Source organism: Vreelandella subglaciescola (assembly GCF_900142895.1).
Classification (GTDB): domain Bacteria; phylum Pseudomonadota; class Gammaproteobacteria; order Pseudomonadales; family Halomonadaceae; genus Vreelandella; species Vreelandella subglaciescola.
Window position 1 is genome coordinate 1,333,214 of record NZ_LT670847.1, and the last position, 23,133, is coordinate 1,356,346.

General features: G+C 64.0%; 20 protein-coding genes. 11 read left to right on the forward strand and 9 right to left on the reverse strand.

Annotated elements, in window-relative coordinates:
* The first annotated feature begins 86 nt into the window (after positions 1-86).
* The 11 genes from B5495_RS06205 to B5495_RS06255 all read left to right on the forward strand — a co-directional run bounded on the left by B5495_RS06205 (position 87) and on the right by B5495_RS06255 (position 14,903).
* Entirely contained in the window at positions 87-1,187 is a 1,101-nt protein-coding gene (locus B5495_RS06205; RefSeq protein WP_079554933.1) for a branched-chain amino acid aminotransferase, read from the forward strand.
* 29 nt (positions 1,188-1,216) lie between these two features.
* Entirely contained in the window at positions 1,217-1,648 is a 432-nt protein-coding gene (locus tag B5495_RS06210; RefSeq protein ID WP_079552212.1) for a DNA polymerase III subunit chi, read from the forward strand.
* Positions 1,649-1,707: 59 nt separating this feature from the next.
* The gene (locus tag B5495_RS06215) at positions 1,708-2,883 is read left to right on the forward strand and encodes an MFS transporter (protein WP_079552214.1); all 1,176 of its coding nucleotides are present in this window, start codon (positions 1,708-1,710) and stop codon (positions 2,881-2,883) included.
* A 119-nt stretch (positions 2,884-3,002) separates the two neighbouring features.
* Positions 3,003-5,849, forward strand: coding sequence for a valine--tRNA ligase (locus B5495_RS06220; RefSeq protein ID WP_079552216.1), 2,847 nt, complete (start codon positions 3,003-3,005; stop codon positions 5,847-5,849).
* Between the two features lie 241 nt (positions 5,850-6,090).
* Positions 6,091-7,125 carry an aminoglycoside phosphotransferase family protein gene (locus tag B5495_RS06225; RefSeq protein ID WP_079552217.1) on the forward strand — a complete coding sequence of 345 codons (1,035 nt, stop codon included), beginning with the start codon at positions 6,091-6,093 and terminating at the stop codon, positions 7,123-7,125.
* Positions 7,126-7,185: 60 nt separating this feature from the next.
* Complete coding sequence (locus B5495_RS06230) at positions 7,186-8,457, forward strand: ABC transporter substrate-binding protein (RefSeq protein WP_079552219.1); 1,272 nt, start codon at positions 7,186-7,188, stop codon at positions 8,455-8,457.
* Between the two features lie 2 nt (positions 8,458-8,459).
* Positions 8,460-10,190 (forward strand): ABC transporter permease, encoded by a 1,731-nt coding sequence (locus tag B5495_RS06235; protein ID WP_079552221.1) that lies wholly within the window; start codon positions 8,460-8,462, stop codon positions 10,188-10,190.
* Position 10,191: 1 nt separating this feature from the next.
* Positions 10,192-10,917 carry a TIGR04283 family arsenosugar biosynthesis glycosyltransferase gene (locus B5495_RS06240; RefSeq protein ID WP_231897243.1) on the forward strand — a complete coding sequence of 242 codons (726 nt, stop codon included), beginning with the start codon at positions 10,192-10,194 and terminating at the stop codon, positions 10,915-10,917.
* Positions 10,907-11,584 (forward strand): TIGR04282 family arsenosugar biosynthesis glycosyltransferase, encoded by a 678-nt coding sequence (locus B5495_RS06245; protein WP_079552225.1) that lies wholly within the window; start codon positions 10,907-10,909, stop codon positions 11,582-11,584. Before B5495_RS06240 ends, B5495_RS06245 begins: the two co-directional genes overlap by 11 nt.
* Positions 11,581-13,749 carry an FAD-dependent oxidoreductase gene (locus B5495_RS06250; RefSeq protein WP_079552227.1) on the forward strand — a complete coding sequence of 723 codons (2,169 nt, stop codon included), beginning with the start codon at positions 11,581-11,583 and terminating at the stop codon, positions 13,747-13,749. Before B5495_RS06245 ends, B5495_RS06250 begins: the two co-directional genes overlap by 4 nt.
* On the forward strand, positions 13,746-14,903 hold the full coding sequence (locus tag B5495_RS06255) for an FAD-dependent oxidoreductase (RefSeq protein ID WP_079552229.1): 1,158 nt from the start codon (positions 13,746-13,748) through the stop codon (positions 14,901-14,903). Before B5495_RS06250 ends, B5495_RS06255 begins: the two co-directional genes overlap by 4 nt.
* A gap of 7 nt (positions 14,904-14,910) precedes the next feature.
* Here B5495_RS06255 and B5495_RS06260 read toward each other — a convergent pair whose 3' ends face one another.
* The 9 genes from B5495_RS06260 to rho form a co-directional block, all read right to left on the reverse strand.
* A complete protein-coding gene (locus B5495_RS06260) occupies positions 14,911-15,405 on the reverse strand; it encodes an META domain-containing protein (RefSeq protein WP_079552230.1) in 495 nt (164 codons plus the stop codon).
* 29 nt (positions 15,406-15,434) lie between these two features.
* Entirely contained in the window at positions 15,435-15,875 is a 441-nt protein-coding gene (gene gloA, locus B5495_RS06265; RefSeq protein WP_079552232.1) for a lactoylglutathione lyase, read from the reverse strand.
* A gap of 32 nt (positions 15,876-15,907) precedes the next feature.
* A complete protein-coding gene (locus B5495_RS06270) occupies positions 15,908-16,660 on the reverse strand; it encodes an MliC family protein (protein ID WP_079552234.1) in 753 nt (250 codons plus the stop codon).
* A 67-nt stretch (positions 16,661-16,727) separates the two neighbouring features.
* Positions 16,728-17,243: a DUF3087 family protein gene (locus B5495_RS06275; protein WP_079552235.1), complete on the reverse strand. Its 516-nt coding sequence runs from the start codon at positions 17,241-17,243 to the stop codon at positions 16,728-16,730.
* Between the two features lie 29 nt (positions 17,244-17,272).
* On the reverse strand, positions 17,273-18,346 hold the full coding sequence (locus B5495_RS06280) for a 3-deoxy-7-phosphoheptulonate synthase (protein ID WP_079552237.1): 1,074 nt from the start codon (positions 18,344-18,346) through the stop codon (positions 17,273-17,275).
* 518 nt (positions 18,347-18,864) lie between these two features.
* Entirely contained in the window at positions 18,865-18,990 is a 126-nt protein-coding gene (locus B5495_RS15010; RefSeq protein ID WP_269457150.1) for a hypothetical protein, read from the reverse strand.
* A gap of 126 nt (positions 18,991-19,116) precedes the next feature.
* Entirely contained in the window at positions 19,117-19,860 is a 744-nt protein-coding gene (locus B5495_RS06285) for an FAD-binding oxidoreductase (RefSeq protein ID WP_079552239.1), read from the reverse strand.
* Positions 19,861-19,916: 56 nt separating this feature from the next.
* The gene (gene ubiD, locus B5495_RS06290; protein WP_079552241.1) at positions 19,917-21,419 is read right to left on the reverse strand and encodes a 4-hydroxy-3-polyprenylbenzoate decarboxylase; all 1,503 of its coding nucleotides are present in this window, start codon (positions 21,417-21,419) and stop codon (positions 19,917-19,919) included.
* Between the two features lie 68 nt (positions 21,420-21,487).
* Positions 21,488-22,747, reverse strand: coding sequence for a transcription termination factor Rho (rho, locus tag B5495_RS06295; RefSeq protein ID WP_079552242.1), 1,260 nt, complete (start codon positions 22,745-22,747; stop codon positions 21,488-21,490).
* Positions 22,748-23,133: the final 386 nt, after the last annotated feature.

Here is a 23,133-nt window from a genome sequence, read left to right on the forward strand (position 1 = left end):
GCTATACATTCAGCTTTCACGCCCCACTTTCACGTCAGTCTTTTCACGCCGGCGCCAACACGCTGGTTTTAGCGGAGAATATACCCGTGCCCTCAGCCACGTTTCAGACCCAGCCGTCCAATCAGCCGACGGCCGATAACATCCGCGACAACATTCTCGACGCACCCGGGTTTGGCATCCACTTCAGCGACCACATGGTGCATATCCGTTGGACGCAGGATGCCGGCTGGCACGCACATGGCGTACGCCCTTACGGTCCGCTGACTCTCGATCCGGCTGCCGCGGTGCTGCACTACGGCCAGGAAATTTTCGAAGGCATCAAGGCCTACCGCCACGCCGACGGCTCGGTGTGGACCTTCCGTCCGGAAAAAAATGCCGAACGTTTTCGCCGTAGCGCCCGCCGCCTCGCCCTGCCGGAGCTTTCCGACGACGACTTTATCGGCGCGCTCAAGGCGCTGCTGGCACAGGATCACGCCTGGGTACCCACCCCCGCCGACGCGTCCGACGAGTGCAGCCTTTATCTGCGCCCGTTCATGATCGCCTCCGAGGCGTTTCTGGGTGTACGTCCGTCACACGAGGTGGATTTTTACGTCATCGCCTCCCCGGCGGCGGCCTACTTCAAGGGCGGCGTCGAGCCGGTCTCGATCTGGCTTTCCAGCCACTACAAGCGCGCCGCCCCCGGCGGCACCGGCTTTGCCAAATGCGGCGGCAACTACGCCGCCTCGCTTGCCGCGCAAAAGCAGGCCGATGCTCAGGGCTGCAGCCAGGTGGCGTTTCTCGACGCGGCGGAAAACCACTGGATCGAAGAGCTTGGCGGCATGAACCTGTTTTTCGTGTTCAAGGACGGCCGGCTTGTCACCCCGCGCCTGACCGACACCATTCTCGAAGGCGTGACCCGCGACTCGGTGCTGACGCTTGCACGCGACGAAGGCCTGACGCCGGAAGAGCGCCCGATCAGCCTCGACGAATGGCGCGAAGGTGCCGAGTCCGGCGAGATCACCGAAGTCTTTGCCTGCGGCACGGCCGCGGTCATCACCCCGGTCAGCGAGCTGGTTACCGAAGACGAACGTATTCGCCTGTCCGCCGGCGGCGACAACGCCGTGGCCAAGCGCCTGCGCACCAAACTGCTGGACCTGCAGTACGGCCGTAGCGAAGACACCCACGGCTGGCTGACGCGGCTGGTTTAAGCGCGACAGGCAACAATGCAGGGGCCTTTATGGCGCGCATCGACTTTTACATTCTGCAAGATACCACCCTCGACGCGCGCCTGGCGTTTGCCTGCAGGCTGGCGGAAACCATCTGGCGCAAGGGCTACCGCCTGCACCTGCACTGCGCCGACCGCGCACTGGCCGAGCAGGCCGACGCCGCGCTCTGGGACTTTCGCCCCGATGCCTACCTGCCCCACGCGCTGGAAGACAGCGATATGGCCGCGAGCGTCCCCGTGACGCTCGGCTGGCAGGCGCTACCCGTGCCCCGGGGCGACACCGCACTGTTGAACCTGCACCCCGAGATTCCCGAAGGGTTCGAGCGCTACGCCCGGGTGGCCGAGATCATCAACCAGCACCAGGACGTCCTCATGGCCAAACGCGCCTGCTGGCAGCGCTACAAGGCGCAGGGCCACGAGGTGGTTCCCCACAAACTTGGCTAGCCGTTAAGCGCCGTTCGCCAAGTGCCTTGCCATTCATGCCGCTTTCCCACGGTGGGTTTATGCTGCGTTCGCAACTCGCGCGTTTTCCGTTAACCACGATCGTTATCGCGCAGTTTTTTGGCACCTCGCTATGGTTCAGCGTCAACGGCGTGGGCCAGGCGTTGCAGCAGACCATTGGGCTAAGCACAGGCGATTTGGGGCTGCTGACCATTGCCGTGCAGGCGGGGTTTATTACCGGCACCTTGACGATTGCCACCACCGGGCTTGCCGATCGGGTGCGCGCCAACCGCCTGTTTGCCGGCTCCGCGGTGGCCGGGGCGGTGGTCAACGTCGCGTTTATTCTCGCCGCCGACCAGCTGGCCGCCGGCGCGCTGCTGCGTTTTCTGACCGGGCTGTGCCTGGCAGGCATCTACCCGCTGGGGATGAAGCTGGTAGTCAGCTGGACGCCCCGTCAGGCCGGCGCTGCCCTCGGCTGGCTGGTGGGCATGCTGACTCTGGGCACCGCCTCGCCGCATCTGCTGCGCGGGCTGATGCTGGCGCTGCCGTGGCAGTGGCCGCTGGTGCTGGCCTCGGCTTTGTCGCTGGTCGCCGCCGCGCTGATTTACACCCTGGGCGTCGGCCCGCACCTTCCGCAAACGCCGCCTTCCGGCCCGCCCTGGGCCGTGGCGCGGGCGTTTAAACAGCGCCACTTTCGCGCCGCTGCGCTGGGCTATTTCGGCCACTCGTGGGAGCTTTACGCCTTCTGGGCGCTGGTGCCGCTGCTGGTAGCACGCGAGCTGGCGCGCATTGATATCTCGCTGAGCAGTGTGGCCTGGCTCAGCTTTGTGGTGATGGCGGTGGGTACGCCGGGCTGCGTGCTCGCCGGCAAGGCCAGCCGGCACTACGGCAGCGCCGCCGTGGCGCGCACGGCACTGGCGACATCGGGCGCGCTGTGCCTGTTTTATCCGCTGCTGGGCAGTGCGCCGCCGCTGTTGCTTATCGCGCTGCTGCTGGTGTGGGGCGTCAGCGTGATTGCCGATTCGGCACAGTTTTCGGCGTTGGCCTCAACCCACGCGCCGCCGGCACGGCTGGGCGCGGCGCTTGCCGGCATGAACGCGATCGGCTTTGCGCTGACCATCCCCGCGATTGCGCTGGTGACCACGCTGTGGGCCGATCAGGGGCTCGCGGTGCTGTGGTGGCTATTGCCGGGGCCAGCGCTGGGGCTCATCGCCATGCGTCAGGCCGGCCGCGCGTAGAACAAGGCCTGACGCACCCCCGCGTCACGCGTTATACTCGGCAGCATTTTTACGCTGCCGCCCAATGACATGAATTCGATGCTGCGCCTCGGCGCGGCGTCTCTGCTGTGAGTGACCCCATGGACAAGACCTACCAACCCGAGACGATCGAAACGCGCTGGTATCAGCGCTGGGAAGCCGACAACCGTTTTGCCCCCTCGGGCACCGGCGAGGCGTTTTCCATGATGATTCCGCCGCCCAACATCACCGGCAGCCTACACATGGGGCATGCGTTTCAGGACACCATCATGGATACCCTGACGCGCTACAAGCGCATGCAGGGCAACAATACGCTGTGGCAAATCGGCACCGACCACGCCGGCATCGCCACGCAAATGCTGGTGGAGCGCAAGCTCGCCGCCGAAGAAGGCAAGACCCGCCACGATCTGGGCCGTGACGCCTTTCTCGACAAGATCTGGGAATGGAAAGAAGAGTCCGGCGGCCACATTACCCGCCAGCTGCGCCGCATGGGTGCCAGCGTCGACTGGTCGCGGGAACGCTTCACCATGGACGACGGCTTCTACAAGGCCGTACAGGAAGTCTTTGTCCGCCTGCACAAAGACAAGCTGATCTACCGCGGCAAGCGGCTGGTCAACTGGGACCCAACGCTGCACACCGCGATTTCCGATCTGGAAGTGGAAAACCGCGACCAGCAGGGCAGCTTCTGGCACTTCCGCTACCCGCTGGCCGACGGGGTCAAAACCGACGCCGGCCTCGATTACCTGATCGTTGCCACCACCCGCCCGGAAACCCTGCTCGGCGATACCGGCGTGGCGGTCAACCCTGACGATCCGCGCTACGCCTCGCTGGTCGGCAAGTTTATCGAGCTGCCGCTGGTCGGGCGCCGCATTCCCATCGTCGCCGACGAGCACGCCGACATGGAAAAAGGCTCGGGCTGCGTCAAGATCACCCCCGCCCACGACTTCAACGACTACGAAGTCGGCAAGCGCCAAAACCACCTGCTGATCAACGTCTTCTCGCAAAATGCCGAGGTGCTCGCGCGCGCCGAGATCTACGACCTGAAAGGCCAGCCCCAGCCCGACGCAGACGCCAGCCTGCCGGAAAAATACGCCGGTCTTGATCGCTTCGAGGCGCGCCAGCAGATCGTCGCCGACATGGACGCCGCCGGCCTTTTGGCAGAGGTCGAAGCGGTCAACAACACAATGCCTTACGGCGACCGCTCGGGCGATATTATCGAGCCGCTGCTGACCGACCAGTGGTTTGTCGCTGTCGAAGAGCTGGCCAAGCCGGCCATCGCCGCGGTCGAAGACGGCGACATCGAGTTCGTGCCCAAAAACTACGAGAACATGTACTTCTCGTGGATGCGCGACCTCCAGGACTGGTGCATCTCGCGCCAACTGTGGTGGGGCCATCGCATTCCGGCGTGGTACGACAGTGAGGGCAACGTCTTTGTCGCGCGCACCGAAGCCGAGGTGCGGGAAAAACACAATCTCGCCGCCGACGTCACGCTGACTCAGGACAACGACGTGCTGGACACCTGGTTCAGCTCGGCGCTGTGGACGTTCGGCACCCTGGGCTGGCCCGAGCAGACGCCCGAGCTTGCCACCTTCCACCCGACCAACGTGCTGGTCACCGGCTTTGACATCATCTTCTTCTGGGTCGCGCGGATGATCATGATGACGCTCAAGTTCACCGGCGAGGTGCCGTTCAAGACGGTCTACGTCCACGGGCTGGTGCGCGACGGTCAGGGCAACAAGATGTCCAAGTCCAAGGGCAACGTGCTCGACCCCATCGACCTGATCGACGGCATCAGCCTTGACGATCTGGTGGAAAAGCGCACCGGCAACATGATGCAGCCGAAAAAGGCCAAGGCCATCGCCAAGGCCACCCGCGACGAGTTCAAGGGCGGCGTCGAGCCCCACGGCACCGACGCGCTGCGCTTTACTTTCCTCTCGCAGGCGACCACCGGACGCGACATCAAGTTCGACATGAGCCGGCTCGACGGCTACCGCAACTTCTGCAACAAGCTGTGGAACGCCTCGCGCTACGTGCTGATGAACGCCGACGGCGAGGATTGTGGTGCGGATGGCAGCGAGGTCACGCTGTCGCTGGCCGACCGCTGGATCCTCTCAGCGCTGCAAAAAACCATCGCCCAGGTCACTCGCCACATCGACGACTACCGCTTCGACCACGCCTCCCAGGCGCTTTACGACTTCATCTGGAACGAGTACTGCGACTGGTATCTCGAACTCTCCAAGCCTGTTTTATGGGACGAAGCAGCCAGCGATTCCGCCAAGCGCGGCACCCGTCAAACGCTGGTGCGCGTGCTTGACACCGTGCTGCGCCTCGCCCACCCGATGATGCCCTACATTTCGGAAGAGATCTGGCAGCGCGTGGCACCGCTGGCGGGCACGCTGAACGGCGAAGGCGATTCGATCATGACCCAGCCGTGGCCCGAGGCCGACGAGCATCAAATCGACGAGGCCGCCAGCCGCGATATCGAATGGCTCAAGGGTGTGATCGTCGCGGTGCGCAACGTGCGCGCCGAGATGAACATTGCGCCGGGCAAGCCACTCAACGTGCTGCTGACCCGGGGCAAGCCCGAAGACGCCGAGCGCCTGGCACACAACCGCCCGTTCTTGATGAAACTGGCCAAGCTCGAAAGCGCGACCTGGCTGGATACCCCCGACGACGCCCCGCTTTCTGCCACCCAGCTGGTGGGCGACATGGAAGTGCTGGTGCCAATGGCCGGGTTGATCGACAAGGACGCCGAGCTTGCGCGGTTGAAAAAGGAAATCGACAAGCACGACAAGCAGATCGGCGGCGTGGAGAAAAAGCTCGGCAACGAAAGCTTTATGGCCAAAGCGCCGGCGGCCGTGGTCGACAAGGAGCGCGGCAAGCTCGCCGACGCACAGGCCACGCGCGCGCTACTCGAAGAACAGCGCCAAAAGATCGAAGTGCTGTAACCCGCGCCGCGCTTTGGCTAACGTCCTTGTAAGCGACCGCAATGCCACTGCAAACGCCCGCCCCGCGCGGGCGTTTTTACGTTCCGATGAACCTTTGCAGATACCCGCCGTGGTTAACGTTTTACCAGCGTTGAAAGGACTTATTAAGCCAAGCATTATTCTTTGACTATAATATGTGTAAGATCCGTAACGCTTTTTCCAAGCCTGCATCGACTGATTTCAGCCCCATAGGGAAGCGCTTATGCCCATCGCTATTGAACCGCTGGAGGCGGCGCTCCAGGACGCCGGCATCACTTGTCGGGCGCTTGAGCCCATGGCCGATACCGGCCTCGCCCACGACCACGTTTGGCTGCACCGCGACGGCGACGACTGGGTGGCACGGCTGCCCAAGCAAAGCCAGATGGACCTCTCGCCGGAAGACAATCTGACCTATCAGGCAGCTTGCTACCGGCGCGCGGCCGAAGGCGAACACGCCCCGCACCTGCACGCCGTGCTGCCCCCCAGCGATACCCTGCCCCGCGGCGGGCTGGTGGTAGACGCCGTGCGCGGCCGGCCGGCCGAACTGCCCGAGGACTTGCCCCGCATTGCCGCGGCGCTGGCGAGCCTGCATAGCCTGGCGCTGCCAGCGCCCGGGCAGCGTACCCCGCTGCTGGCTCCCGCCAATCCGTGGCGTGCCATGCGCAATGAAATCGCCGAGCAGGCCCTGTTTGTGGAAACGGCTCAGCTGCCGGACGCCGTCAGCCGGCGCATTCACGCCGCACTCAAAACCCTGCCGGCGCAGCTGGACGATACCGTCGCCTGCCTGATCAGCTTTGATGCCCACCCGGGCAATTTTTTGATCGACCCGAGCGGTCGCGCCGTGCTCGTCGATCTGGAAAAGTGCCGTTACGGGTTGGCCGGCATCGATCTGGCCCACGCCAGCCTGTATACCTCAACCACTTGGGACATGAACAGCTACGCCGTGCTCACGCCGGACGAAGTCGCCACCTTTTACCAGCGTTGGCACAACGCATTGGGCGATACTTCGCCGAGTACCGAAACGCTGCTGGCCTGCCGCCGCGCCACCTGGCTCTGGTCGCTCACCTGGTGCGCCAAGTGGCGCGCCCAGCATTTGCAGGCGCGCGATGCCAAGCGCCGCGGCGAAGACTGGTCCGCCGAGCTGAGCGACCCGGCGCTGATCGAGCACGTGCGCGACCGCGTGGAGCACTATCTTTCGCTGCCGGCCATCGACGGCGTGGAAGAAGAGCTGGATCACCTGGACGACGTGCTTTATTAACGACGTGCCTGCCCACACCTGACAGCCCCTACTTTGCCTGCTGACACAAGGAACGATGCCATGCCTGCCCGCCAACTGCTGCGCCCTCTGCGGGTGACCCGCCTTTTCGCCGTGCTGTTTGCCGGGCTATGCACCGCGCTGACGCTGCCCGCCTTTGCCGCCACTTCCCAGGCGCCCGACCCCGACGACTGGGGCGCGGTGCTCAAGCGCGCCGAGGGCCAGACGGTGTACTGGAACGCCTGGGGCGGCGATTCGCGCACCAACCGCTACATCGGCTGGGTGGCACGGCAAATGGACGAGCGCTACGGCGTTGATGTCGAACACGTCAAGCTGGATGACACCGGCAGCGCCGTGGCCCGGGTGCTGGCTGAAAAACAGGCCGGCAACAACGACGACGGCAGCATCGACCTGCTGTGGATCAACGGGGAAAACTTCGCCGCCATGCGCGAGCAAGACCTGCTGTTTGGCCCCTTTGCCGGCGCGCTGCCCCACTTTGCGCTGACGCGTCCAGCGGCAAATCCCGAGGTAATTACCGATTTCACCCTGCCCACCGAGGGCTACGAGTCGCCCTGGGGCAAAGCACAGATCACCTTCTACTATGACAGTGACATGCTGGATGGCGCCGACAGCGACACGCCGCCGCGCAGCATGGCCGCGCTGCTCGATTGGGCGCGCGCGCACCCGGGGCGTTTTACCTATCCGCGCATTCCCGACTTTACCGGCAGCACCTTTTTAAAGCAGGCGCTGATCGAGCTGACGGAACAGGGCGATGCGTTGTATCAGCCGGTATCGGAAAGCGACTTTGACGCCGTCACCGCCCCGCTCTGGGACTACCTCGACGCGCTGCACCCGCACCTGTGGCGCCGCGGCGAGAGTTTTCCTGCCTCCGGCCCGCGGCTGCGCTCGCTGATGGGTGACGGCGAACTATCGCTGGCGTTTTCGTTCTACCCCACCGACGCCGCCGTCGCGGTGCAGGAATACCAGCTGCCGCCCAGCGTGCGCAGCTACGTGCTCGACGGCGGGACTCTGGGCAACGTGCATTTCGTCGCCATTCCCTACAACTCGCCGCACAAGGCCGGGGCCATGACGCTGGCCAACTTTCTACTCTCGCCGGTTGCCCAGGCAAAAAAGCAGTCCCTCGACTACTGGGGGGATCGCACCGTGCTCGACGTGGCCCACTTGAGCGACGCTCAACGGGCGCTGTTTGACGCCCAAAGCGACAACCCCGCGCTGCCGTCGCCCGAGGCCTTTTCCAACACCCTCGCCGAGCCGCACCCCAGCTGGATGACCGCGCTGCAAGACGCCTGGCTTGAGCACTACGGGGTGAACTAAGCGTGCTACGGCTGGCCCCGGCGCTGGTTATCGCCCTGCTGACGCTACCCGTGGCCGCGGGGCTGGGCATGATTTTACTGCCCGCCTTTGGTTACCTGCCGGTGCTGGGCGGCGACGCCGCAAGCCTGACCCCGTTTCACATGCTGTTCGCCCAGCCGGGGCTGTGGCGCTCGGCCGCGCTGAGCATGGCCAGCGGCCTTGTTACGCCGTTTATCGCGCTGAGCGTGGTGGTGCTGTTTCTGGCCGCCGGGCGCGATAGCCGGCTGGATCGCAGCATTCGCCGGCTGGTCTCGCCGTTTCTGGCCGTGCCCCACGCCGCGCTGGCTTTCGGGCTGGCGTTTTTGATTGCCCCCTCGGGGCTTTTGATGCGGCTGGTGTCACCGTGGCTCAACGGCGTCAGCCACCCGCCGGACGCGCTGATCGTCAACGACCCGCTGGGCCTGTCGCTGATGGCCGGGCTAATCCTCAAGGAGATTCCCTTTCTGCTGCTGATGAGCCTGGCCGCACTGCACCAGCTGCAGCCCGAAAAGCGCGTGGAAATCGCCCGCTCGCTGGGCTATGCGCCCACGGTTGGCTGGCTGAAAACGGTGCTTCCCGTGCTCTACCCGCTGATTCGTCTGCCGGTTTACGCGGTGATCGCCTACGCCACATCAAACGTGGATATGGCGCTTATTTTAGGCCCGACACTGCCGCCCACCCTGGCCGTTTCCATCCTCGGCTGGTTCAACGACCCCGACCTCAACCGGCGCTTCATGGCCTCGGCGGCGGCCGTGCTGCAACTCGGCGTGACGCTTGCCACGCTGCTGACGTGGTGGCTTGGCGAGCGGCTGGTGGCGCGCTGTTTACGCCCTTGGCTCACCAGCGGCGGCCGCCGGCGCGGCGAAGCCACGTTGCGCCGTTTGGGTCGCAGCGGGCTGACCGGCGCCAGCTTGACGGCCGTTGCCGCGCTGGCCGGCCTGGTGATGTTCTCGTTCGCGGGATTCTGGAGCTTTCCCGATGCCCTGCCGCAAACCTGGACATTTGACCACTGGCAGCGCGTCGCGCCGATGCTTTCCGGCGCACTCGGCAACACCACATTGATTGCCCTTGCCGCCACGTTTATGGCCACCGCGCTGGTGCTCGCCGTATTGGAAAACGAACACCGGCAAAATATTCGCCCTGCCCGCGCGCCATGGCTGCTATACGTGCCGCTGATCGTGCCGCAAATCGCCTTTTTATTCGGCCTGGTGGTAGCCGCCGAAAGCCTCGGCGTAGCGCCGCAAACCGGCCTGGTGATTGCCGGACACCTGCTGTTTGTGCTGCCCTATGTGTACCTGTCGCTGGCTGACGCCTACCGCCAGCTTGACCCGCGCTGGTTTGAAGTGGCGCGCTCGCTTGGCGTCTCGCGCAACGCCGCTTTCTGGCGGGTGCGCCTGCCGCTACTGGCCGCGCCATTATTGACCGCGTTTGCCGTAGGGCTTGCCATCAGCATCGGCCAGTACCTGCCCACCCAGCTGCTCGGTGCCGGGCGAGTGAACACCGTCACCACCGAGGCCGTCGCACTGGCTGCGGGCGGCAACCGGCGCTTGATCAGCGTGTGGGCGCTGGTTCAGGCTTTTCTACCGCTGCTGGGCTTCGTGCTCGCTGCGGCACTACCGCGACTTTTAACTTCCCCCGGGCGCATACTGCGAGGCAGACCGCCGTATCCGGCAAATGCCAGCGCCCCACACGTCATCGGCAAAAAGGACCCCTAGCGTGGCTGAGACTGTTCCCACTTTAACGGAGCCGGCACGCATCAGCATCGTGGTGCCGGTGCTCAATGAAGCTACGACGCTTGTCGCCGCTCTTGAGGCGCTGCAGCCGCTACGCCGGCGCGGGGTCGAGCTGATTGTGGTCGACGGCGAAAGCCGCGATAAAAGCGCCAGCCTTGCCCTGCCGCTGGCCGACACCGTGATGACCAGCACCCCCGGCCGCGCCACCCAGATGAACATTGGCGCCAGCGCGGCCAGCGGCGACGTGCTGCTGTTTTTGCACGCCGATACGCGCCTGCCCGACAATGCGCTCGAACAACTAAACCAGGCGCTTGCCGCCCACCGCTGGGGGCGCTTTAACGTCACGCTCGAGGGAAGCAGCTGCTGGCTTGGCATGATTGCCACGCTGATGAACGCCCGCTCGCGGCTCACCGGCATTGCCACCGGGGATCAGGCCATGTTCATGAGCCGCGCCGCGTTTGCCGCCGCCGGCGGCTTTCCCGAGCAGCCGCTAATGGAAGATATCGAGCTGAGCCAACGGCTCAAAAGGCACGGCAGACCCGCCTGCCTGAAAGCCCGGGTGATCACTTCCGGCCGGCGTTGGGAGCAGCACGGCGTTTGGCGCACGATATGGCTCATGTGGCGGCTACGCCTTTACTACTGGCTCGGCGCCGATCCTGAAGATCTCGCCCGCGCGTACCTGAAAAAAGAGCCCCGCGATGCCCGCTGATAATGCTTTTGTGGCCGATGCGCCGGTGCAGCTGCACCTGCTGGCCAAGGCGCCGCTGGCCGGGCGTGCCAAAACGCGGCTGATGCCGAGGCTTGGCGCCCAGGGCGCGGCCAGCGCTCACGTCGAGCTGGTCACCCAGTGCGTGGCCAACGCCTGCCGGGCGATGCCCGCTGCCCGCGTGACGCTGTGGACGGCACTCGACCACGATCACCCGCTGTTTGCCACTTTGCAGGCACGTTGTGGCATCAAGCTCGCGCCCCAGCCCGAGGGCAATCTGGGCACCCGCATTCACCATGCGCTGGCCAGCCGCGAAGGCCCGGCGATGATCATGGGCAGCGACTGCCCCTCGATTACCCCCGATCTCATCCAGACCTGCGCGGCGCGGTTGGCGACACATCCCGTGGTGATTTTGCCCGCCGAAGACGGCGGCTACGGGCTGATCGGCATTCACTCCATCACCCCTGCCGACACCCAGGCGCTGTTTGCCGACATTGCCTGGGGCAGTGGCGCAGTGCTGGCGCAAACCCGCGAGCGGCTGGCAGCCCTTGGGCTGAACGCCGCCTTTCCCGCGACCGTCTGGGACGTTGACCGTCCCGAGGACTGGCAGCGCTACCGACGGCTGTTCCCCTCACCCTCTTTCTCATCGTCAACCCGGAGTCGCCCGTGAATCGACAACGTCTGCTGCTCATTGTCCTACTGCTGGTCGCCATCGTGGCCTTTTTTGCTACCGGGGCCCACGAGTGGTTCAGCCTGGAGACGCTCAAGACCTACCAGAGCGATTTTCAGGCCATGTTTAACGACTCTCCGTGGCAAGTGGCCGGGGCTTTTTTCGCTGTTTATGTGCTGGTCACTGCGCTGTCTTTGCCAGGCGCGGCGATTCTGACCCTGCTCGGCGGGGCGCTGTTCGGGCTGGGCATTGGCCTGGTGCTGGTGTCCTTTGCCAGCGCCATCGGCGCGACGCTGGCCTTTCTGATCTCGCGCTACCTGCTACGCGGCCCCATTGAGCGGCGCTTTCCCGGCCGTCTGGCGGCGATCAACCGGGGCGTGGACAAGGACGGTGCATTTTATCTGTTCAGCCTGCGGCTGGTGCCGGCGTTTCCGTTTTTCATCATCAATCTGGTCATGGGGCTAACGCGGCTCAAGGCGCGGACGTTCTACTGGGTCAGCCAGGCGGGCATGCTTCCCGGCACGCTGGTGTTCGTCAACGCCGGCGGCCAGCTGGGCGAGATCGAGCGCCTGAGCGACGTAGTCTCCCCGGGGCTGGTGGCCTCCTTTGTGCTGCTGGCGGTGTTCCCCTGGCTTGCCCGGCGGATGATGCAGGCGGTGCAGCGGCGCAAGGTCTATCAGGGCTTTATCCGGCCTTCGCGCTTTGACTACGACCTGCTGGTGATCGGTGGCGGTTCGGCGGGGCTGGTCAGCGCCTACATCGGCAGCGCGGTCAAGGCGAAAGTCGCGCTGGTGGAGTCGGGCGCCATGGGCGGCGACTGCCTCAACACCGGCTGTGTGCCCTCCAAAGCGCTGATTCGCGCCGCCCGCGCTGCCCACGAAATACGCACCGCCGAGCGCTTTGGCGTCACATCAGGCGAGCCGCAGGTCGATTTTGCCAGGGTTATGGGCCACGTTCACCAGGCGATTGCCGGGGTCGAACCCCACGACAGCGTCGAGCGTTATACACAACTGGGCGTTGACGTGCATCAGGCCCACGCCCGGCTAAAAACGCCCTGGGAGGTGGCCGTCGGCGGGCAAACGCTCAGCGCCCGGCATATCGTCATCGCCACCGGCGCGCGTCCCAACGTACCGCCACTGCCCGGGATCGAGACGGCCCGGGTGCTGACCTCGGAAAACCTGTGGACCCTTGACGAGCTACCCGAGCGGCTGGTGGTGCTGGGCGGCGGCGCCATCGGCTGCGAGCTGGGCCAGAGCTTTGCCCGGCTGGGCAGCCAGGTAACGCTGGTGGAAGGCGGCGATCAGCTATTGGGCCGCGAAGACAGCGAGGTGGGCGAGCATATGTCGCACACCCTGGAAAGCGAGGGCGTGACGGTACTGACCCGCGCGCTGGCGCATGAAATTACCCACTACGACGGCCAGCAGCTGCACATCGAGCGCCGTGGCCATGAGGCGGGCGCTGAGGGTGAGGCCGCCAGCGAGCATCAGACGCTGAATTTCGACTATCTGCTGGTCTGCGTCGGGCGTCGCGCCAACGTCGAAGGGCTGGGGCTTGACGCCCTGGGCATCACCACGGAAGACAACGGTACCCTGGCGCTCAACCGCCAGCTGCAAACTCGCCTGCCCAACGTTTGGGCCTGCGGCGACGTGGCCGGCCCCTATCAGCTAACCCACGCCGGCGCGCACCAGGCCTGGCACGCGGCGGTCAACGCCCTGTTCGGCGGGCTCAAACGCTTTAACGTGGACTATCGCTTCATCCCCGCGGTGGTTTACACCCAGCCCGAAGTGGCACGCGTGGGGCTAAGCGAGCGCGACGCCGACGAACAGGGCATCGCCTACGAGCTCACCCGCTACGCCATGAGCGAAAGCGACCGTGCCATTGCCGAAGACGCCACCGGCGGCTTTATCAAGGTGCTAACCGTCCCCGGGCGGGACAAGATTCTGGGCGCGACCATCGTCGCCGAAAACGCCGGCGAATGGCTGGGCGAGTTCAGTCTGGCGATGAAGCACGGCCTGGGGCTCAACAAGCTGCTGGGCACCGTGCACCCTTACCCCACGCTCAGCGAAGCGGCCAAGGCCACTGCCGGCGCGTGGAAAAACGCCCACAAGCCCGAGCGCGTGCTGGCGCTGCTCAAGCGCTACTTTCGCTGGCGGCGCGGGGCATGATCGAGCTGACGCTTATCGGTGCGGGACACGCCCACGCCTTTGTGCTCGAGGCCTTTGCCCGCATGCCCGAGCCCGACGTCAACCTGACAGTCATCAGTGAAAGTCGTCTGGCGGCCTATTCGGGCAGCGTGCCCGCCTGGCTGGCCGGTCAGTGCCGGCTGCGCGAGACGCAAATCGACGTCGCCGGACTGTGCCAGCGCGCCGGCGCCCGGCTAATCGAGCAGCGCGCCGCGCACGTCAACGCTGCCGCCCGTGAGATCACGCTTGAAAGCGGCGAGCGCCTGAACTTTGACCTCGCCTCTTTCAACGTTGGCGCCACGCTGCGCCACCCAGACACCATGCAGGAGCAAGATGACTCAGCGCTGCCGTTCATGCTCGCCATGCGCCCGCTATCTGCACTTGCCCCACGTTGGCAGACGCTGTGCGCGCGGGTCGATGCGCTACCCCGCGAAAGCGTACAGCGGGTGGTGAGCGTGGGCGGCGGTGCAGCGGGGTGCGAAACGCTGCTGGCCGTGCTCGCCGAGCTGCGCGCACGGCGCCCGGACGTGCGCTTTGAGGGGGCGCTGCTGAGCGCCGACGGCGCGCTGTTACCCGGCGCGGGCAAGCTGCCGCGAATGCTGCTGGGTCGTGCCCTGCGCCGCGCCGGCGTGCACGTCCACAGCGGCATACGCGGTGAGGCACTGACCAGCGGCGGCGTGCTCAGCCAACACGGCGATAATATAGCGGCGGATATCGTGCTCTGGGCCACCGGTGCGGTGGGGCACGAATGGTTGTCAGAAAGCGGTCTGGCGAGGGATCGCCGAGGATTTATCAAGGTGGCGCCAACGCTGGAGGCGAGCGGCCAGCAGGGGATTTTTGCCGCCGGCGACTGCGCGGCCTTTGAGCCGGCGCTGCCCAAGGCCGGCGTTTACGCCGTGCGCATGGGGCCGCACCTTGCCGCCAACCTGCGCCGCGCCTCCCGCCACGAACCGCTAACGGCGTGGCAGCCGCCTCGACGAGTGCTGGCGCTGATTGGCACCGGCGACGGCCGCGCCATTGCCAGCTACGGCGCGCTCGGCGCCTCGGGAAAATGGCTATGGCGGGCGAAGAAACGCATTGATGAACGCTTTATCGCCCGCTTCAACCCGCCGTTTGACAACGGTTCGGGCGCCTAGTGTCGGCCTAGTTGGCCTTGCGCCAGCCGCCGATCACCCGGCTATCGGGGCCGAAGAACACCAGTCGGTCGTGGTCAATCAAATAGCCGTAGGCGTTTTCCAGCATATCGGTCACGCGCTTGGCGTCGTCAAGCGCGGGGCAAGCCTTGCGCGTGGTGGCCAGCTCGTCAATGCTGATGCGCTGCTTGCCGCCCAGGCTTGCCTGACCGGTAAAGCGATTGCAGCCGTCGCTGCCGCTAACGCTACCGTCGGGCGCAATACGGAAATGCGCCGGTTCGGGCAGCGTCACGCGCTCGTGAGTGCCGAGCAGCAGCAAATTCCAGCGCTGATCGATCACCTCGCCGCTCAGCGGCTTGTCGTCGGAGACGTCAGGATTGGCAGGGCTGGTTACCGGCGGCGCGCTTGAACAGGCAGCCAGTAGCGTCATTGACGCCGCCACGCCGGCGAGCTGAAAGCGCTGCTTTAGGCGGCCTCTTTGCTTGCCTGGGGCACGCTGTGTCATGGGGTTTCCTCGATGTATAACGCAGCGGGTTACCAGCTGCCGGTGTTTTCCATGGATGCCCAGGGCTCGGCGGGTTCCAGCGGCTCGCCCTTTTGCAGCAACTCGACCGAAATACCGTCGGGGGAGCGTACAAAGGCCATGTGGCCGTCACGGGGCGGACGGTTGATGGTGACGCCGCTATCCTGAAAGTGCTGGCACAGCGCGTAGATATCGTCGACGCGGTAGGCCAGGTGACCAAAATTGCGGCCGCCGTCGTAGGTTTCCGGGTCCCAGTTGTGAGTCAGCTCGAGTTCTGGCGCCTGCTTTTCGGCCGAGCGGCTCTCGTCTTCCGGCGCGGCCAAAAAGACCAGCGTAAAGCGGCCTTTCTCGCTGTCCTTGCGGCGCACTTCTTTCAGGCCGAGCAGGTCGCAGTAAAAATGCAGCGCGGCGTCCAGATCGCTCACGCGCACCATGGTATGAAGATATTGCATATCAGCTCCTCGAACGTTTCAGGGCAAGGTGGCTACGGGGCGATACCTTCGCCGCAGCCGCTGTACTGATCACCGTCAATGGACAGCGTGACCCGTGCAGGATGAGGCTTGCCGCTCATATCGTCAAAGCAGGCGCCGGATTCGATGCGTACACGAAAAAAGCGCGAGGCGTCAGCGTTTTCCAGCACCACGCGGCCGGCGGCGTTGTCCATTACGCTCATCATGTAGGGCAGCGTTTCGGTGGTTTCACCGTAGTCGGTGGATAGCGTCAGCGTGGGCGCCTTGTTGTCCAGCTCGACCGTCCAGCCGGGCTCGTTGCCGTGGGCCAAAAACATCACGCCGGGATGGTCGGCGCGGGTGCGCGCCGCGCGTTTGTTCGCCAGTTGGCACTGCAGCTGGCCGCGCGGCGTTTCTACCTGGGCTTTATCGCCACGATTCCAGAAGCTGATCCCGCCGTTCTGGTAGCGTGCGCCGCTCGCCACCACCGCCTGGGGCAGGCGCCAGGCGCCGTGCAGCGACCACAGCCGCAGGGTTTCATCGCCAAAGGCGGTGACCAGATTCTGGTTGGCTGGCGCGCAGCGCCACGCCTCAAAGCGTTCGGCCTCGCCGGGAAACAGCATGGGCGGCAACAGCGGAGCCGAGGCTATGGATGTATCCGGCGCCGTCTGGCGCGGCCCGTCGGTAGCCTGATCAGCCGCTGAAGGCGCTGCACCCTGGCTCGCACAGCCGCCGAGTACCAGCGCCGCGGCGCCGAGCAGCGGCACCACGTGATAATGGGTTGGCATGAAGTCTCCCTGGTTTTTTATAACGTGCTCAGCTTGTTATAGCGCACTCAAAGCGGTGGTGTCGCGTTCAAGGCCGCTTGTACGCTTGCAGGTCGTCGGGGTTGAACCCTTCAACGTGCTCGGGCAGCTCAAGTTCTTCGCGCTTGAGTTTTACCTGCATTTTTTCGGCCAGCCGTTCGGCGTCGTCGTCGGTGGTGCGGTCGTTCATCTCGGCCATCTGCGCCATACCCTGATGGTAAAACGAGACGAGATCCAGCGCCGTACGGTCGTCGTTGTCCATGGCGCGGCGCAAGGTCGAGAGATAGCCGCTGACCTGCCCCAAGTGGTGTTTGAGCTGCCAGGCATAGCGCACCTCGGTCATCCACGGGCGATCCTTGAGGACGGCAAACATCGCGCTGGTGGCCAAAAGCCCCAGCAGTACGCCCAACGCATTCAGCGCCAGGCTGCTGCCAAACGCCGCGGTCAACAGCATGGCAAACAGCATGCCGAGCACGACGAACTGCCCCGCCATCACCAGGCTGATAATCCGCGACTTGCGTCGATACGCGTGGGTATCCTGATGTTGGAGTATAAAGCGTGCCATGAACGGCCTTTTGTGTGATGGGTTAATGTTTACGCCAGCCGCTCGGCGGCGGTTTTCAGCAGGCGCTCGGTGGTGTCCCAGCCGATACAGGCATCGGTCACGGAGACGCCGTGGCGTAGTGTACTACCCAGCGATTGTTTGCCCTCGTGCAAGTGGCTTTCAAGCATCAGCGCGGCCAGATTGAGGTTGCCCGCCTCGCGCTGGGCGAGCACGTCGAGCATTACTTCGCTCTGGCGGCGATGATCCTTGCGCGCATTGGCGTGGCTGCAGTCCACCATCAGCCGCGGGTTTTGCCCGGCGCTCTCCAGCGCCGCCGCCGCTGCGCGCACGTGCGCCGCCTGATAGTTGGGTTCACCGCTGCCGCCGCGCAATACCAGATGGGTGTGCGGATTGCCCGGCGTTTGCTGCACCACCGGCCGGCCGCCGGCATCCATGGCGAAGCGCTGGTGCGGGTGGGCAGCAGCCGCCATGGCATCAACCGCGACCTGCACGCCGCCGTTGGTGGCATTCTTGAACCCCACCGCTGCGCCCAAATCGCTTGCCAGTTCGCGGTGCAGCTGGGATTCCGTGGTGCGGGCCCCGATGGCCACCCAGCTGAGCAGATCATCCAGATACGGCGCAAGCATGGGTTGCAAAAGCTCGGTGGCAATCGGCAGACCACATTCGGCGACGTCGCGCATCAACTCGCGAGACAGCTCAAGCCCCCGGGCGATGTCGCCGCTGCCGTCAAGGTCGGGGTCGTAGGCCAGACCCTTCCAGCCCACCGTGGTGCGCGGCTTTTCCACGTAGACACGCATCACCGGCAGGATTTGCCCGGCGACGTCGTCGGCAAGCGCGGCAAGGCGTTCGGCGTATTCAAGGGCCGCGCGGGGATCGTGCACCGAGCACGGCCCCACCACCACCAGCAGGCGCGAATCCTCGCCCGACAAAATACGCTTTACCGCCGCACGCTGGGCGCTGATTTGCGCGCTCAGTGCGCGGCTGACAGGATACGCGGCGCTCAGCGCGTCGGGCGTGGGCAAGGCGTTCGCAGCGCTTGGCGATGCGGTGGAAGACGAGGTGACGGCCGTGGCAGATTCAAGGGCAGCAGCAGTGGCATTCATGGGTTAACTCTCCGTACGCAAGGGACATCGTTGGCTCTTGCCACCCGCATGTACACGGCCGGAGGTGGCAGCTGCTGCCGGCCGCGCGGGGCTAAATCGCCACCCGTAGTCGTACGCCGGATAGCCGTACAAAACGGGAGATTCGATGTTGGCCGGTGCGCGGTAACTCATGGTGCAGCTCCTGTGTAATCAATCGCTTTAGCGGATACTTCCAATTTTTTCGGGCCGACGTATAAACGCAAAAAACCCCGGCTGGGGATTACCCACCGGGGTTTTCGCGGCAGGCAACCCGTAGGGGGATGCCCGTTGGCGCGACTCAATCGCCGGCCACGGCCATCCCCTGGCTAAACCAGTAACCATAGCCATAGGCAAACGCGGTGCATTGCACCGGTGCAAAAAATACCCTGTAAGCGAAATCGACGGTATTCATACGTGTTGCCTGCGGGTCGTGTTGCCGTGAAAATAAAACCACTGGCGCCAGAGTAGCCTGATCACAGCCCCTCTGGCAAGACGGCCGGCTAGCCGGTAAATGTCTGGATCCAGCCGATGGTGGCAGGCAGGCAGGTCATGCCCACCAGCACGATCAGCCCCATCAGGATGGAGAGAAAGCCGGTATCGTCGTAAGAGTTTTCATCGCGGGCCATACAAGCCTCCTTGTGGTTGATACGTTTCAAGCGGACTTCTGTCCGCGTGCAGAGCCTTGGTTTATCAAGCTGAGCATCTCAAACCCAGCCTTTCAAATCCAGTTTAGCAAACTCTTGGCCGGCGTTTCAGGCTTTATCGCGCGGAGCGTAGCTGAACACATCGGAAAATACCCGGGTTTGGTCGATGCCTTTGGCTTCCAGAATATCCAGGCAGGCATACACCATGCCCGGAGAGCCGGACAAATAGATATCGCATGCCTCGGATGCAAGTTCGGCGTTTTCCAGCGCTTCGTCGATGCGCCCAGCGTGGTGGATAATTCGCTCACCGTCGGCCAGCGGCTCTTCCAGCGGCAGCTCGGTCACCGCATGAAAGCAAAACTGCGCCCGGGTTTGTGCCCAGTGCGTGGCCAGCGGCTCGAGGTAAAGTTCGCGGTGCTCACGGGTAGCCCACCACAGGTCGATCCGGCGCTCGGGGGTGTGTTCAAGGGCGGCCTCAACGATGGCTTTCATCTGGGCAAAGCCGGTGCCGGCCGCAATCAGCAGCAGCGGACGCGCACTGCTTTCATCGAGTACGCAGTCGCCGCCGGGCAGGCGCACGGTGAGCTGGTTGGCGACCTTTAACAGCTCGCGCAGCCGCGCCGAGTTGCTGCGTTCCGGCCAGTGCTGCACGTGCAGCTCCAGCCGGCCGTCGCCGCGCGCGGCGCTGGCGATCGAGAACGGCACCCAGGTCGAGTCGTCCAGCGCCAGCTCCAGATACTGCCCCGGCGCATGGCGCATGGCTTCGGCGCGTCCTTCAAGGGTGACGCCAAACACATCGGGATTCAGACTTTCCACTTCGGTGACCTGACAGGTCATCGTCCTTGCGCTCATGCAAACCTCTTGTTCAGCGTCTCATACGGGCGACGCGACGTCGTGAATGATGAATGTCAGCCGCTGCTGCCGCTTCGCGCCGGCGGCAGCGGTATGCCGATACCCAGCGATTCCCAGCGTTCGTCCACGCGCGCCTTGATGGCGCTGTCCATGGCGATGGGTTCGCCCCACTCGCGGGTGGTTTCGCCGGGCCATTTATTGGTGGCATCAAAACCCATCTTGGAGCCCAGCCCCGATACCGGCGAGGCAAAATCAAGATAGTCGATAGGGGTGTTTTCCACGATAACCGTATCCCGCGCGGGGTCCATGCGCGTGGTCATCGCCCAGATCACGTCTTCCCAGCGGCGTGCGTCGACGTCGTCGTCAAGCACCACCACAAACTTGGTGTACATGAACTGGCGCAGGAAACTCCACACCCCCATCATTACCCGCTTGGCGTGCCCCGGATACTGCTTTTTCATGGTCACCACCGCCATGCGGTACGAGCAGCCTTCCGGCGGCAGATAAAAATCCACGATCTCGGGGAACTGCTTGCGCAGAATGGGCACGAACACTTCGTTGAGCGCCACGCCCAGAATCGCCGGCTCGTCGGGCGGGCGGCCGGTATAGGTCGAGTGGTAAATGGCGTCGCGGCGCTGGGTGATGCGCGTTACGGTAAACACCGGAAACGACTCCACCTCGTTGTAGTAGCCGGTGTGATCGCCAAACGGCCCTTCGGGGGCGGTGTCGTCGGGGTAAATGTAGCCTTCGAGAATGATCTCGGCCGAGGCCGGCACGTCGAGCTCGGCGTGGCCACACTTGACCAGCTCGGTGCGCGAGCCGCGCAGCAGTCCGGCAAAGGCGTATTCCGACAGCGTATCGGGCACCGGCGTCACCGCGCCGAGAATCGTCGCCGGGTCGGCGCCCAGTGCCACCGCCACGGGGAACGGCTCGCCAGGGTGCGCCTGCTGAAACTCCTGAAAGTCCAGCGCCCCGCCGCGATGCGACAGCCAGCGCATGATCAGGCGGTTTTTGGCGATTTTCTGCTGGCGGTAAATGCCCAGATTCTGGCGTTCCTTGTGCGGCCCACGGGTCACCACCAGCGACCAGGTCACCAGCGGCGCGGCGTCGCCCGGCCAGCAGTGCTGAATGGGCAGACGATCAAGATCCACGTCATCGCCTTCGTACACCACTTCCTGCACCGGCGCACGCTTGACCATTTTCGGCCCCATGCTCAGCACCTGCTTGAAAATCGGCAGCTTTTGCCAGGCGTCTCTGAGCCCCTTGGGCGGATCGGGCTCTTTCAAAAACGCCAGCAGCTTGCCGACTTCGCTAAGCGCCTCGACCGAGTCTTCGCCCATGCCCAAGGCCACCCGTTCGGGCGTGCCGAACAGGTTACCGAGCAGCGGCATGTCGTGCCCCTTGACGTTTTCAAACAGCAGCGCCGGGCCACCGGCGCGCAGGGTACGATCGCAAATTTCGGTGATTTCGAGGTAAGGGTCCACCTCGGCGCTGACGCGTTTAAGCTCGCCTTTCGCTTCAAGCGCCTCGATAAAGTCACGTAGATCGCGGTATTTCACGACGGAGTTCCTGTTCTCTTGGGCGTCACCGATGCCGGTAACGCTCGCCGGCAGGGCTGCGATGGCGACTAGCGGCGCTTCATGGCCTCGAAGAATTCGAGGTTGGTCTTGGTATCTTTAAGACGGTCAATCAGGAACTCGGTCGCACCGGTGTCGTCCATCGGGTGCAGTAGCTTACGCAAAATCCACATGCGCTGCATTTCGTCTTCCGAGGCGATCAGGTCTTCGCGGCGGGTGCCGCTGCGGCGAATATTGAACGACGGGAAGACGCGTTTTTCGGCCAGCTTGCGGTCCAGATGGGCTTCCATGTTGCCGGTACCCTTGAACTCCTCGAAGATGACCTCGTCCATTTTGGAGCCGGTATCCACCAGCGCCGTGGCGATGATCGTCAGGCTGCCGCCCTCTTCGATGTTGCGCGCCGCGCCGAAGAAGCGCTTGGGTTTTTCCAGCGCGTGGGCGTCAACGCCGCCGGTCAGCACCTTGCCCGAGCTGGGCACTACGGTGTTGTAGGCCCGCGCCAGACGAGTGATGGAGTCCAGCAGGATCACTACGTCCTTTTTGTGCTCGACCAGCCGCTTGGCCTTTTCGATCACCATCTCGGCGACTTGAACGTGGCGCGCCGGCGGTTCGTCAAAGGTCGAGGCCACCACTTCGCCGCGCACGGTGCGCGACATTTCGGTAACTTCTTCCGGACGCTCGTCGATCAGCAGCACGATCAGGTGGCACTCGGGATTGTTGCGCGTGATCGACGTGGCGATGTTCTGCAACATCAGCGTCTTACCCGCCTTGGGCGGCGACACCAGCAGGCCACGCTGGCCCTTGCCGATCGGCGCGGTGAGATCAATGATCCGCGCGGTCAGGTCTTCCGTCGAGCCGTTGCCGATCTCCATGCGCATCCGCTCGTCGGGAAACAGCGGCGTCAGATTCTCGAACAGAATCTTGTGCTTGGCGTTTTCCGGGCGATCGAAGTTGATCTGGCTGACCTTGAGCAGGGCAAAATAACGCTCGCCGTCTTTCGGCGGACGAATCTTGCCGGCAATACAGTCACCCTTGCGCAGGTTAAAGCGGCGGATTTGCGACGGCGAGACGTAGATATCGTCTGGACCGGCCAGATAGGAGCTGTCGGCGCTGCGCAGAAAACCAAAGCCGTCCTGGAGGATTTCCAGCACACCGTCGCCGTAGATATCCTCGCCGCTTTTGGCGTGCTTCTTGAGGATGGCGAAAATGATGTCCTGTTTGCGCGAACGAGCCAGATTATCAATCCCCATTTCGCGGGCGATAGTCAGCAGCTCGGGAACAGTTTTTTGCTTGAGTTCGGTAAGATTCATCGGTGTGTTAGAACGTTGCTCGTGGAAGCGAGGCGCCAGGCGCCAAGAAGAAAGGGGCGTGAAAATTCGCCGTATGATGCGTTCAGATTCCGAGAAGGCGCGTGTTCAATATGTACGGGGTCAGGCTGAACCGACAGTATCGGGTGTCAGCTTGAAGATATTAACGCCTGTTAAATACGTATGTTAAGTACGTCCAGCATTGGGAAAGCTGGCTCAACGGATAATCTGACGACTTGGACATCTGGTCAGCTCTACCACTGCTGTGAACCCGACGATTGAGTGACCTTATCATGAAATAAAGCCGAAAAACCGCGAAAAACGTCTGATGCACATGTGATGTGGAGGTTGGATAGAGCTCGGGATGACCGAAGCGACGCTGCGGTACA